The sequence below is a fragment of the Nocardioides sp. NPDC023903 genome, from assembly GCF_040639295.1.
In the GTDB taxonomy this organism is placed as follows: domain Bacteria; phylum Actinomycetota; class Actinomycetes; order Propionibacteriales; family Nocardioidaceae; genus Nocardioides.
The window spans coordinates 21,398-33,639 of the sequence record NZ_JBEZZS010000046.1 but is presented as its reverse complement, the minus strand read 5'-3'; the positions used below and the strand labels follow the sequence as shown (position 1 = coordinate 33,639).

Below are 12,242 nucleotides of genomic sequence, written 5' to 3'. Positions count from 1 at the left end.
GTCGAAGAGCAGTTCGTCGTTGTTGCTGGGGGTGAGCCGGCGGTGGGCTGCCGGTCGAGCTCGATGGCCTGGGCCAGTGGTCGGTGGGCGACCGGCTGCTCCACGATCTGCTCGCCGGGATGTCGGAGTCAGTGCCGACTCGGCCGACGTACGTGACGGCTCGGCCGACGCGGCTGACGGCTCGGCGCTAGCGGCGGGCGGTGACGTAGCAGGCGACGGCGGTGGCGGCGGCTACGTTGAGGGAGTCGATGCCGGCGGACATCGGGATGATGGCGCGGCGGTCGGCGGCCTGCTGCCAGCGCGGGGAGATGCCGTGGCCCTCGGAGCCGAGGACGAGGGCGACCTTGTCGACGCGCTCGACGGCCTTCTCGATGTCGACGGCGTCGTCGGCCAGGGTCAGGGCGACGGTGGTGAAGCCGGCGGCGGAGAGGGACGGGAGCGCTTCGTACCAGTCCGGCAGGCGGGTCCACGGCAGCGCGAAGACCGCACCCATCGCGACCTTGATCGAGCGGCGATAGAGCGGGTCCGCGCAGCGCGGCGCGAGCAGGACGGCGTCAAACCCCAGCGCGGCCCCCGACCGGAAGATCGCGCCAACGTTCGTGTGGTCGACGATGTCCTCGAGCACCAGGACCGAGCGGGCGCCTTCGAGCACCGACTCGACGGACGGCAACGGTCGCCTCTTCAGGGACGCCAGCGCGCCACGGTGCACATGAAACCCGGTCACCTCCTCTGCCGCCTTCTCGCTCATCACGTAACACGGTGCATCGGTCGTGGCGAGCGTGTCGGCGAGCCCGTCGAGCCACTTCGGCGCCATCAGAAACGAGCGCGGCTCGAAGCCACCGGCCACGGCGCGGCGTACGACCTTCTCCCCCTCGGCCAGGAACAGCCCCTCCGAGGTCTCGAGGGACTTGCGCAGCTCGACGTCGCGCAGGTCGCGGTAGTCGGCGAGCCGGGGATCGGCGGGGTCGGAGATCTCGATCAGGGTTGCCATGAGGGGTCCAGCGTAGGACGCCGGGGGCCCATCTCCAGCGCCAGCAGCCTCGAGCTCATGCCCTTGCCGTGGGTGTCGACCGCGAGGGAGGTGGTGACGCCGCCGCCCAGAGAGCTGCGGCAGACGAACTGCAGCACGCACAGGCGGGGCAGCTCGAAGCGGACGACCTCCCCGTTGACGAACCCCGCGAGATGCGCGCGTACACGCTCCGCGGTGAGCTCGCGCACCAGCCAGTCGTAGTCGTCGTCGTTGAACGGGATGACGGTCAACGTGGAGGTGTCGCCCTTGTCGCCGGCGCGGGCGTGGGCGATGTCATGCAGAAGCATGGGTGTCTCCGCTCTCGAGCAGCGTCAGCCGCGGAGTGACGGCCTCACGGGGGATGAAGGTGGACACGATGCCGATGACCTCGGTGACGGAGGTGCGTACGCCGCCCCCGCCCGCCGGCCCGTTGGTATAGAGCGCCTCGACCTCATGGCAGACGTCGTCGGCCTGGGCCCGGTCACCCAACGCGGCGACCCGAAGACGGCACTCGTGGTTGCGCAGGTCGTCGATCCCCTGCTCGTCGATCCCGATGCTCCCGACCACATCAAGGCGTACGTCGATGCCGGCGCCCTGCAGTCGCTGAGCCACGATCTCGCCGGCGAGTCGGGCCCGGGCGAGCGCGTTCGGGCCGACGTAGGAGATCTCCGCCTCCGACCGGAACCCGGCGTGATAGCCGACGCTGACCTTGAGCTGGTCCGGCCGCGGCCGTCCGACGGCTCCCTCGACCGCGACTCGGTCCGGACCGATCTCGCGTACGGATGCCTGCCGCAGGCCGAGCTGCACATCGGGAGTGACGTACGCAGAAGGGTCCGTCACCTCGTAGAGGAGCTGCTCTCGGACGGTCGATCGGTTCACCAGTCCACCGGTGCCAGCCAGCTTGCTGATCTCCGCTGATCCATCCGCCCGCACATCGGCGAAGGGGAATCCCAGCCGCGCCAGGCCGCTGACGTCCTTGCGACCGGGGTCGGCGAAGTAGCCGCCCGTGATCTGGCCCGCGCACTCGAGCAGGTGTCCGATCATGGTGCCGCGAGCCGCGAGCTGCCAGTCGTCGAGCTCCCAGCCCAGTCGCTGCGCCAGAGGAGCGAGGAAGAGCGAGGGGTCGGCGACCCTGCCGGTGATGATCAGATCCGCGCCACTGACGAGCGCCGGAACGATCGCATCGGCACCGAGGTAGGCGTTAGCGGAGATGACCTCCCCGTGCTCTGCGATCGGGCGGCCGTCCTCGAGCGCGGGCGCGTCGAGGTCGATGTCCTCCAGCACATCGTCGCCGGTGACCACACCGATCCGCAGCGCGAGCCCGTGCTCGCCGGCGATGCCTCGCGCCACCTGCCCAGCGGCCAGCGGGTTCGCGGCTCCCATGTTGGTGATCACGCGGGTTCCCTGAGCCGCGGTGATCGGCAGCAGCGCCTCCAGGCGCCGCCCCAGCAGCGGGTCGTAGCCGTGCTGAGGGTCCCTCATCCGGCGCAGTTGCCCGGCCGCGATCGTGCGCTCGGCGAGGCACTCGAGCACCAGGTCGTCGAGCCCGCCACGCTCGGCCAGCTCGACCGCCGGGCCGATCCGGTCGCCGGCGAATCCGGCACCGCTTCCGATTCTCAAGCTCTGTCCTTTCATGTCGGTCTCAGATCGAGATCGCGCCGGTCAGGAGGGCTACGGCCGTCATCACCAGGGTCGTCCCGAATGCCCACCCGAAGATGAAGCGCTGATGGTCGCCGAAGTTGACCGCTGTCATGCCCACCAGGATGAAGGTCGACGCGGTCAGCGGGCTGAGCGGGAAACCGGTGGTCATCTGCCCGAGGATCGCCGCCCGCGCGATCTCGTGCGGGTCACCACCCAGGCCCGCGGTCGTCTCGGCCAGCACCGGCATGACGCCGAAGTAGTAGGCGTCCGGCGTGAACACCAGACTCATCGGCATGCTGGTGATCGCCGTGATGACCGGGAGCGCTCCGCCCGCACCCTGCGGGATCGTCGACACCAGTGTCTCGGCCAGCGCTGTGATCATGCCGGTGCCGTTCAGCACGCCGGTGAAGACGCCGGCCGCGAAGATCATCGAGGTCACCAGCAACACGTTGTAGCCGTGCCGCTCCAACAGCGCCTGCTGTCCCGGCCACGTCGGCCGGTTGACCAGAAGGGCGATCGCGAAGGCCACCGCAAACAGCACCTCGAGCGGCATGCGCTGCATCAGCAGCGCGACGACCAGCGCCACCGTCAGCAAGGCGTTGAACCAGAACCGGACGCGCTGTCCCCGTGACGTGGTCGTGCTGGTGGAGACGTCGGTCATCGTGTCGACGACGGTGCCACCTCGAGGCGCAGCACCACCCGAGGCACCCGCGGCGTCGTCGTCGACGGCCATCCCCTCGAGGCTGATCCTGGACCGCTCGCGCCGGCCGATGACGTACGCCGCGAACAGCACCCAGACGATCCCGGCCGCCATCGCCGGAAGCAGGGGAACGAAGATATCGGAGCTGTTGGCGTCGAGAGCGGCCATGGCCCGCGCGGTGGGGCCGCCCCACGGCACCATGTTCATGACCCCGGCCCCCAGGCACACCACTCCGGCCAGCACGAGCGGCCGCATGCCCAGTCGCTGGTAGATCGGCAGCATGGCCGAGACCATGATCAGGAACGTCGAGGCGCCGTCGCCGTCCAGCGCCACCAGCAGTGTCAGCACCGCGGTGCCGACGGTGATCTTCACCGGGTCGCCGTGGGCCCATCTCGTGATCCGGGAGATTGCTGGGTCGAACAACCCCTCGTCGACCATCAGGCTGAAGTAGAGGACCGCGAAGGTGATCATGATCGCCACCGGAGCCACCGTCAGCATGCCTTCGGCGATCAACGTGCCGAGATCACCGGCGAAACCGCCGACGAGGGCCGCGACCACGGGCACCAGGACCAGAGCGATCAGCACCGACAGCCGCTTGGTCATCGTCAGCGCGAGGAACACGCCGATCGTCGCGAATCCGAGCAGAGCGAGCATCGTTGTCACCTTCCGAAGGTCATGGGGTCCCTCGATTGTGATCGCGGCCACTTTTGCATGTCCAATACCAATGCGGCTTGGACTAATGTGCTTCACACATACCAGGAGGCCGACGATGGACCTGACCGTTCACCAGCTGCGCATCGTCTTGGCAGTCGCCCGCACCGGCTCGTTCACTGCGGCCGGCGACTCACTCACGCTCGCCCAGTCCTCGCTGAGCCGCGCGGTCGCCGACGTCGAGCGGCGCCTCGGCGTGCGGCTCTTCGAGCGGACCACGCGCAGGGTGGTACTCACTCCGGAGGGCGAGGCGTTCGCCCAAGTGGCCGAGGAGGTCGTCGCCTCGTTCGACCGCGGCATGAACCACTTCCGCGGTTTCCTCGACGGCAGCAGCGGCACCGTACGCATCGCCACACTCCCGTCACTGGCCGCGACCCTTCTGCCACCGCTCGTCACCCGCTTTCGCGAGGCCCACCCGGGCGTGACGGTCCAGATCGAGGACGGCCTCCTGGCCCAGGGGCTCGAACAGGTGCGGACCGGAGAGGTCGACTTCGCGGTGACCCGCTGCGCCGCCCAGACCGACTCGGGGTGGGTGCGTCCGATCGCCGCCGACGAGTTCGTGTGCGTGCTTCCGCCGGGCCACCCGCTCGCAGCCCAGGATCAGGTGGCCTGGTCAGATCTGCGCGACCTCGACTTCGTGGGTTTCCACCCGAGCAGCAGCGTACGCACCCACGTCGACGACGCGTTCGCACGCGCGGGCGTGACTCCGCGGTCTATGACCGAGGCACGCAACATCGCCTCGGTCGGTGGCCTGGTGGCAGCCGGTCAGGGCGTCTCCGCGGTGCCGAGCCTCGTGCTCCCGCTGCTCTTGTTCGCCGGGCTCGAGCACCGGCCTCTCGTGGAGCCGGTCGTGACGCGGACGGTCGGGGTGGTACTGGATCCCGACCGCCCCCTCGCCAAGGCGAGCCAGGCGTTCCTCGGGCTGATCGCGACGGCCAAGAAGTCGGGCCTGAGGCTGCCGCCCGGCGTAGCCTGGCTCGGCCGCGTCAATCGTCCCTGAGCCTCAGAACGCGTCCGGGTGGGCGACGCGGACGACCTCGCCGACGACGATGATCGCCGGGGGCTGGACGTTCTCGTCGGCCAGGGTCTTCTCGAGGGTCTCGAGGGTCGCCAGGACCGTACGCTCGGTGGGCATCGTGCCGTCGCAGATGACCGCGACGGGGGTGCCGGGCTCGCGGCCGCCATCGAGAAGAGCCGTCGCGATCGCGGGGGCGTTCTGGACGGCCATGAGCAGGACCAGAGTGCCGCCCAGGCCGGCGACGGCGGACCAGTTGGTCAGCGAGGTGGGGTCGCCCGGCGGGACGTGGCCGGAGATGACGGTGAACTCGTGCGCGACGCCGCGGTGGGTCACGGGGATCCCGGCGACGCCGGGCACCGTCACCGGCGAGGTCAGGCCGGGGATGACGTGGACCGGGACGCCGGCTTCACGGCAGGCGAGCACCTCCTCGAAGCCACGGCCGAAGATGAAGTTGTCGCCGCCTTTGAAGCGCGCGACCGCCTTCCCCTGCTGGGCCGCCTCGACGATGATCCGGTTGATCTCCTCCTGCTGGGCCGAGCGGCCACGGGGAAGCTTGGCGACGTCGACCAGCTCGACGTCGGCGGGCAGCTCGGAGAGCAGCTCGCGCGGGGCCAGCCGGTCGGCGACGACGATGTCGGCCTCCATCAGGGCCTTGCGGCCGGCGACCGAGATCAGCCCGGGGTCACCCGGGCCGCCACCGATCAGGGTCACCCCGGGAACGCGCTGACGCTCGTGGGGAGCGATCAGGTCACCGGAACGGAGCCCGTCGAGGATCCGGTCGCGTACGCCTGCCGAGCGCCGCGGGTCACGGTTGGCCAGCACGGCGACGGTCAGGTCACCGTCGTGACCGGTCGCCGGGGTCCAGGCGGTGGCCTGCGTGCCGTCGTCGGAGCGTACGCAGAAGATCCGTCGCTCCTCGGCGGCGGCCGAGATCTCCTCGTTGACGTCGGCGTTCTGGGTCGCGGCGATGACGTACCAGGCGCCGTCGAGCACGTCGGCCGAGAAGCGGGCCTGGTGCCAGGTGATCTCGCCCGAGCCGAGCAGCCCCTCCAGGGCAGGGGTCAGCGACGGCGAGACGACCTCGACCCGCGCCCCCGCGGCGATCAGCGCCGGCACGCGCCGTTGCGCCACCCGGCCACCACCCACGACGACCACCCTCCGCCCCTCCAGGATGAGGCCGGCGGGATAGGGAACGACATGCTCTGAACTCATGGGTACATCCTCGCCCAACACCGGGGTGCGGCCTGACAACGGGTCGATTCGCGGACTACGTTGGTGAGCATGGCACTCGATCGTCCGGTGAAGCCGGATCCCTACTCGCTCATGCCCGCCCTCCCCTCCTTCACGCTGACCAGCGAGGACGTGACCGACGGTCAGCCGCTGAAGCAGGACCAGGTCTACGACGGTGGCAACACCTCCCCGCAGCTCAGCTGGAGCGGCGCACCGGAGGGGACGAAGTCGTACGTCATCACCTGCTTCGACCCCGACGCGCCCACCCCCAGCGGTTTTTGGCACTGGGCCCTGGTCGACGTCCCCGCCGACGTGACCGAGCTGCCCGCCGGTGCCGGTGCCGGCTCCGCCGACCTCCCGGGCAAGGCATTCCATGTCGCGTCCGACTTCGGCACCAAGGAGTTCGGCGGCGCCGCTCCCCCCGCCGGTGACCAGGTCCACCGCTACTACTTCGTGGTCCACGCGGTCGGCGAGGAGACGCTGGGCGTGGACGACGAGGTCACCCCGGCCGTCGTCTCCTTCAACCTGGCCTTCAAGGCGCTGGCCCGCGCCGTCGTGGTGGGCACCTACCAGCACTGAGACGGTGGGAGTCCTGGGGCGACCCAGGACTCCCTCAGCCGGATGCGAGGTGGGTCAGCAGTGTCGGCGTACGGCGATGCTCGACGTCGCGGGAGAGCCCGAACGCGAGGAACATCTCGCTCAGGCACCGCTCGAACTGCCGCCTGCCGCTGAAGAGCCTGCTGATGATCGCGCGGTCGGGGAACCCGGCCTGGATCAGGCCCAGCACCTCGCTCTGGCGCATCGACAGCCTCGCCATCGCATCGGGATCGGCGTCGGGCGAGGCCTCGACCATCCGGGAGATGACCTCCGGGTCGACGACGACCTCACCCGACGCCACCCGTCCGACGACATCGAGGAAGTGCGGAACGGTGCGTACGCGAGACTTGCGCAGATAGCCGAGACCGCCGGTGCCGGTGCTGGCGAAGACGGCGGCCGCGTAGGCCGTGTCGACCGAGTCGGCGAGCACGACGATGCCCATCTCCGGCACCTTCTCGTGCAGCCGGAGGGCGGCGCTGATGCCCTCGTCGTCCGGGCCGAGCCGGGCGTCGGTCACGACCAGCGTGGGCAGCGTGTCGGTGGCGGCCTGGACGAGCGTCTCGGCGTCACCGGCGTCGGCGACCACCTGGTAGCCACCACGCGCGAGCAGGGCCGTGAGTCCAGCACGAAGAAGAGGCGACTCGTCGGCAACGACGACGCTCGGCTCATAGCTGGACACAACGGCTCCGCTCGGTGCTGGGGGTAGCGGTCGAGACGCATTCTGTCGCACTTCCTCGCAAACCCCCGGTATCTCGCGCCCGTGTTCACATCGGCAGCCGAAGGAACCCCCGCGAGATCAGAACTCCTGCGGCCCTTCCGAGGCCCGCTTCAGCAGCGTCTCGAAGGACGTCGGGTTGGCGAACTCGTCCTCCACCAGCGTCCGGTGCGGCGCCGGGGAGGGCGTGCCGCCACCCACGGCCAGCAGGGCAGCCAGCTCGGTCGCGGCACGGTCGACCCGCTTGGGGAGCTCCGGGCCACCGGCGAAGTCCTCGGTGGCGGCGAAGACCCCGGTCGGTACGACCACGGCGTGCAGGTAGGCGAAGAGCGGCCGCAGCGCGTGCTCGAGCACCAGCGAGTGCCGGGCGGTGCCGGCGGTCGCGGCGATCAGGACCGGCTTCGCGTCCAGGACTCCCTGCTCGAGGACGTCGAAGAACGTCTTGAACAGACCGGAGTACGAGGCCGAGAAGACCGGTGTGACCGCGATGACGGCGTCGGCACGGCGCACCTGGTCGATCGCCGACTGGAGCGCCGGCTTGGCGAACCCGGTGAGCAGGTTGTCGGTCAGCTCATGGGCCAGGCCGCGCAGCTCGACGTGCTCGACCTCGACCTCCGCGCCCCGGGCCTGTACGGCCCGGGTCGTGGCGTCACCGAGCATGTCGGCGAGCAGCTTGGTCGAGGACGGGACCGACAGCCCCGCGGAGACAACGACGATCCGGGTCACAGCTCCCCCTCGAGAACCTTGGCGACCTCCGGGTCCGCGAGGTCGCGGTCGGACGAGCCGGTGGCGGAGTCGCCCTCGGCGTAGACGGTCGAGTCCTTGGCGCCGCCGGCCTTCTCCACCAGGGAGGCGTGGGTCGGGGCGTCCGGGACGCCGGGCTTGCGCAGCTTCGCGAACTCAGCGCGCAGGGTCGGGAGGATCTCGCCGTAGAGGTCGAGCTGCTCCAGCACCGTCTTCAGCGGCAGCCCGGCGTGGTCGAGCAGGAAGAGCTGGCGCTGGTAGTCACCGACGTACTCGTGGAACGAGAGCGTCCGCTCGATGACCTGCTGCGGCGAGCCGACGGTCAGCGGGGTGGCCTCGGAGAAGTCCTCCAGCGACGGGCCGTGGCCGTAGACCGGGGCGTTGTCGAAGTAGGGCCGGAACTCGTTGATCGCGTCCTGGGAGTTGTGGCGCATGAAGAACTGCCCACCCAGCCCGACGATCGCCTGGTCGGCGGTGCCGTGGCCGTAGTGCTCGAAGCGCTGCCGGTAGAGCTGCACCATCTGCTTGGTGTGCGAGGCCGGCCAGAAGATGTGGTTGTGGAAGAAGCCGTCGCCATAGTACGCAGCCTGCTCGGCGATCTCGGGCGAGCGGATCGAACCGTGCCAGACGAACGGCGCGACGCCGTCCAACGGCCGCGGCGTCGAGGTGTAGCCCTGCAGCGGCGTACGGAACCGGCCGGACCAGTCGACGACGTCCTCGCTCCACAGCCGGCGCAGCAGTGCGTAGTTCTCGATCGCCAGGTTGATGCCCTGGCGGATGTCCTTGCCGAACCAGGGGTAGACCGGGCCGGTGTTGCCGCGGCCCATCATCAGGTCGACGCGGCCGTCGGTGAGGTGCTGGATCTTGGCGTAGTCCTCCGCGATCAGCACCGGGTCGGTGGTGGTGATCAGCGTGGTCGCGGTGCTCAGGATGATGTTCTCGGTCTTGGCACCGATGTAGGCCAGCGTGGCGGTCGGGTTGGATGCGATGAACGGCGGGTTGTGGTGCTCACCGGTCGCGAAGACGTCCAGGCCCACCTCCTCGGCGTGCTTGGCGATCTCGACGGTGGCCTTGATGCGCTCGTGCTCCGTCGGGGTCCTGCCGGTCGTCGGGTCCATCGTGACGTCACCGACGGTGAAGATGCCGAACTGCATACCCATGGTTTCCCTGCCCCTTTCGTGGACTCTTCCACGATAGTTGAAATCCGAACTACTCGGCAAACAGTTGCTGCGTCAACGTTATTCCAGTAAACCCCTTGGCGTACGCAGGCCCCGTTGTGCCAACGTACGTCAGGTGTCCGGGGCGCTGCATTCACAGCTGAGTCTGTATGCGGCGATCGCGACCAGCTCCTTCCGTCGCTACTCGACCTATACCGCGGCCACGCTCGCCGGGATCTTCACCAACTCGGTCTTCGGGATCATCCTCAGCTTCGCCTACCTGGCGCTGTGGGAGCAGAACCCGTCGGCCGGCGGCTACCAGGCCGACGAGGCGGTCACCTTCGTCTGGATCGGGCAGGCGCTGCTGATGACCATCGCGCTGTGGAGCGGCGGCTCGACCGACGACCTCGCCGAGCGGATCCGCAACGGCGACATCGCCGTCGACCTCTACCGTCCCGTCAGCGTCCTCGGCTGGTATCTCGCCGCCGACCTCGGCCGCGGGCTCTACCACTTCGCGACGCGGGGCGTGGCCCCGGCGATCATCGGCGCGCTCCTCTTCGGGCTGGTCCTGCCCTCCCCCGCGGGCGCGGTCGGGTTCCTTGTCAGCATCACCCTCGCGGTGGTGGTCAGCTTCGCCGTCCGGTTCCTCTTCGCCGCCAGTGCGTTCTGGCTGCTGGACGCGACCGGTCCGCGGGTGCTGCTGAGCGTGCTGGCCACCTTCTTCAGCGGACTGACGCTGCCGCTCACCCTCTTCCCCGACGGCCTGCGGCAGATCGCGCTGGCGCTGCCGTTCGCCTCCTACATCCAGACCCCGGCCGACATCTGGCTGGGCCGCCACACCGGTCTCGACATGCTCGCCGCGATCGGACTGCAGGTCCTGTGGGCGGTCGTCCTCCTGGGGACCTGCGCGCTCGTGCTGCGCGCCGCGACCCGCAAGGTGGTGGTCCAGGGTGGCTGAGCACGTTGCTCACGCGGTGCGCGCCTACTGGCTCATCGCGCTGCTGTGGATCCGGGCGGCGATGGCCTATCCGCTCTCGTTCTGGACGATGACGATCGGTGGCGTACTGATCACCTTCCTCGACTTCGTGGCGATCTGGCTGATGTTCAGCCACATCGACACCTACGGCGGTTTCACGCTGCGCGAGGTCGCCCTGCTCTACGGGGTCACCTCGATCGCGTTCCGGGTCGCGGACATGCTGGTCGGGAGCGTGGAGAAGATCGGCCAGAAGGTACGCAGCGGCGATCTCGACGCGATGATGACCAAGCCGGTCCCGGTGCTGGTGCAGCTGTGCGCCGACCGGTTCGAGCTGCGCCGGCTCGGCCAGATCGCACAGGGCATCGTGGTCTTCGCGTGGGCGGCGCCGATCGTGGAGTGGAACCCTCAGCGTCTGCTGGTGCTCGTGGTGGCGCTCGTCTCGGGTGCGGTCATCTACTTCTGCGTCTTCGTGACCTTCTCGACGATCCAGTTCTGGACCACGGACGCCTCCGAGTTCGCCAACGCGTTCACCTACGGCGGCAACACGATCATGCAGTATCCGATGACGATCTTCCCGCGGGAGGTCGTCCGGTCGCTGACCTACCTGCTGCCGCTGGCGTTCGTGAACTGGTACCCGTGCCTGTTCCTGCTCGGCCGCACCGATCCGTTCGGCGCTCCGGACTGGTTCCGCTTCGCCTCGCCCCTGGCCGCGCTGGTGCTGGTCGGTCTGACCACGCTCGTGTGGCGCCAGGGGCTTCGTCGTTATCGATCCACCGGGAGCTGATGTGGCACTGATCGAGGTGCGGGACCTGTCTCGAGACTTCACGATCCGCAAGCGTGCGGGTGTGTTGAGACGTACGTCGGTGGTGAAGCACGCCGTCCACGGCCTCTCCTTCGAGATCGAGGCCGGTGAGATGGTCGGCTACATCGGGCCCAACGGCGCCGGGAAGTCGACCACGATCAAGATGCTCACCGGGATCCTGGTGCCGTCCGGCGGGTCGGCGCGGGTGGCGGGCCTGGAGCCCTCCCGCCAGCGCCGGGAGCTCGCCCGGCGGATCGGGGTGGTGTTCGGGCAGCGTACGTCGCTGTGGTGGGACCTGCCGCTGCGCGACTCGTTCGAGCTGCTGCGGCGGATCTACCGGATCCCCGACAAGACCTTCCGCCGCAATCTCGAGGACCACGTCGCGCTGCTCGACCTCGGCGACCTGATGGACACCCCGGTGCGGCAGCTGAGCCTGGGTCAGCGGATGCGCGGCGACATCGCCGCGGCGCTGCTCCACGACCCCGAGATCCTCTATCTCGACGAGCCGACGATCGGTCTCGACGTCATCTCCAAGGGGCGCCTGCGGGAGTTCCTGCGAGCCCTCAACCACGAGCGTGGGACGACCCTGATGCTCACCACGCACGACCTGCAGGACATCGAGGCGCTGTGCGACCGGGTCATCGTCATCGACCACGGCACCGCCGTCTTCGACGGCCCCCTGCCCTCCCTGCGAGCGAACGGTGACGCCTCCCGCACCCTCGTCGTCGACCTCGTCGACGAGGCCTCCCCGATCACCATCGAGGGCGCCCGGGTCGTGAAGGTCGATGGCCCGCGCCAATGGCTCGCCTTCCCCGCCGGCGCCTCCGCCGCGCCGCTGGTCGCACAGGTCGCCGCTGCGTACGACGTCGCCGACCTGTCCATCCACGAGCCCGACATCGAGGCCGTCATCCGGCAGCTCTATTCGCGCTGACCCGGACAGGG

At 69.4% G+C, this 12,242-nt stretch carries 13 protein-coding genes; 5 read left to right on the top strand and 8 right to left on the bottom strand.

From position 1 onward, the window contains the following. Positions 1 to 187: 187 nt before the first annotated feature. From AB0F44_RS27745 to AB0F44_RS27730, 4 genes are read right to left on the bottom strand one after another with little or no spacing between them, the layout of a single operon-like run. Positions 188 to 991, bottom strand: a complete 804-nt coding sequence (locus tag AB0F44_RS27745; RefSeq protein ID WP_357360232.1) for an RNA methyltransferase — start codon at positions 989 to 991, stop codon at positions 188 to 190. Continuing rightward, a complete protein-coding gene (locus AB0F44_RS27740; protein ID WP_357360230.1) occupies positions 979 to 1,317 on the bottom strand; it encodes a hypothetical protein in 339 nt (112 codons plus the stop codon). The genes AB0F44_RS27745 and AB0F44_RS27740 overlap by 13 nt, the downstream gene beginning before the upstream one ends. Beyond that, positions 1,304 to 2,629, bottom strand: coding sequence for an acyclic terpene utilization AtuA family protein (locus tag AB0F44_RS27735; RefSeq protein ID WP_357360228.1), 1,326 nt, complete (start codon positions 2,627 to 2,629; stop codon positions 1,304 to 1,306). The genes AB0F44_RS27740 and AB0F44_RS27735 overlap by 14 nt, the downstream gene beginning before the upstream one ends. A gap of 22 nt (positions 2,630 to 2,651) precedes the next feature. Next, on the bottom strand, positions 2,652 to 4,004 hold the full coding sequence (locus AB0F44_RS27730) for a citrate:proton symporter (RefSeq protein ID WP_357360226.1): 1,353 nt from the start codon (positions 4,002 to 4,004) through the stop codon (positions 2,652 to 2,654). Positions 4,005 to 4,119: 115 nt separating this feature from the next. Here AB0F44_RS27730 and AB0F44_RS27725 point away from each other — a divergent pair, with 115 nt between their 5' ends. After that, positions 4,120 to 5,061 (top strand): LysR family transcriptional regulator, encoded by a 942-nt coding sequence (locus tag AB0F44_RS27725; RefSeq protein WP_357360224.1) that lies wholly within the window; start codon positions 4,120 to 4,122, stop codon positions 5,059 to 5,061. A 3-nt stretch (positions 5,062 to 5,064) separates the two neighbouring features. Here AB0F44_RS27725 and cobA read toward each other — a convergent pair whose 3' ends face one another. Then, a complete protein-coding gene (cobA, locus tag AB0F44_RS27720; protein ID WP_357360222.1) occupies positions 5,065 to 6,291 on the bottom strand; it encodes a uroporphyrinogen-III C-methyltransferase in 1,227 nt (408 codons plus the stop codon). Between the two features lie 69 nt (positions 6,292 to 6,360). Here cobA and AB0F44_RS27715 point away from each other — a divergent pair, with 69 nt between their 5' ends. After that, entirely contained in the window at positions 6,361 to 6,888 is a 528-nt protein-coding gene (locus AB0F44_RS27715; protein WP_357360220.1) for a YbhB/YbcL family Raf kinase inhibitor-like protein, read from the top strand. A gap of 34 nt (positions 6,889 to 6,922) precedes the next feature. Here AB0F44_RS27715 and AB0F44_RS27710 read toward each other — a convergent pair whose 3' ends face one another. The 3 genes from AB0F44_RS27710 to AB0F44_RS27700 all read right to left on the bottom strand — a co-directional run bounded on the left by AB0F44_RS27710 (position 6,923) and on the right by AB0F44_RS27700 (position 9,519). Then, positions 6,923 to 7,585: a response regulator transcription factor gene (locus tag AB0F44_RS27710; RefSeq protein WP_357360218.1), complete on the bottom strand. Its 663-nt coding sequence runs from the start codon at positions 7,583 to 7,585 to the stop codon at positions 6,923 to 6,925. A 117-nt stretch (positions 7,586 to 7,702) separates the two neighbouring features. Then, entirely contained in the window at positions 7,703 to 8,347 is a 645-nt protein-coding gene (locus tag AB0F44_RS27705; protein ID WP_357360216.1) for an FMN reductase, read from the bottom strand. Further along, positions 8,344 to 9,519 (bottom strand): LLM class flavin-dependent oxidoreductase, encoded by a 1,176-nt coding sequence (locus tag AB0F44_RS27700; protein WP_357360234.1) that lies wholly within the window; start codon positions 9,517 to 9,519, stop codon positions 8,344 to 8,346. Before AB0F44_RS27700 ends, AB0F44_RS27705 begins: the two co-directional genes overlap by 4 nt. Before the next feature lie 139 nt (positions 9,520 to 9,658). On the opposite strand from AB0F44_RS27700, the gene AB0F44_RS27695 reads away from it, so the two are divergent. The 3 genes from AB0F44_RS27695 to AB0F44_RS27685 are packed head-to-tail and all read left to right on the top strand — an operon-like array spanning position 9,659 to position 12,231. Next, positions 9,659 to 10,480 (top strand): ABC-2 family transporter protein, encoded by an 822-nt coding sequence (locus AB0F44_RS27695; RefSeq protein ID WP_357360214.1) that lies wholly within the window; start codon positions 9,659 to 9,661, stop codon positions 10,478 to 10,480. Next, positions 10,473 to 11,282: an ABC transporter permease gene (locus tag AB0F44_RS27690; protein ID WP_357360212.1), complete on the top strand. Its 810-nt coding sequence runs from the start codon at positions 10,473 to 10,475 to the stop codon at positions 11,280 to 11,282. Before AB0F44_RS27695 ends, AB0F44_RS27690 begins: the two co-directional genes overlap by 8 nt. A gap of 1 nt (position 11,283) precedes the next feature. Then, on the top strand, positions 11,284 to 12,231 hold the full coding sequence (locus AB0F44_RS27685; protein ID WP_357360210.1) for an ATP-binding cassette domain-containing protein: 948 nt from the start codon (positions 11,284 to 11,286) through the stop codon (positions 12,229 to 12,231). The last annotated feature ends 11 nt before the right edge of the window (positions 12,232 to 12,242 follow it).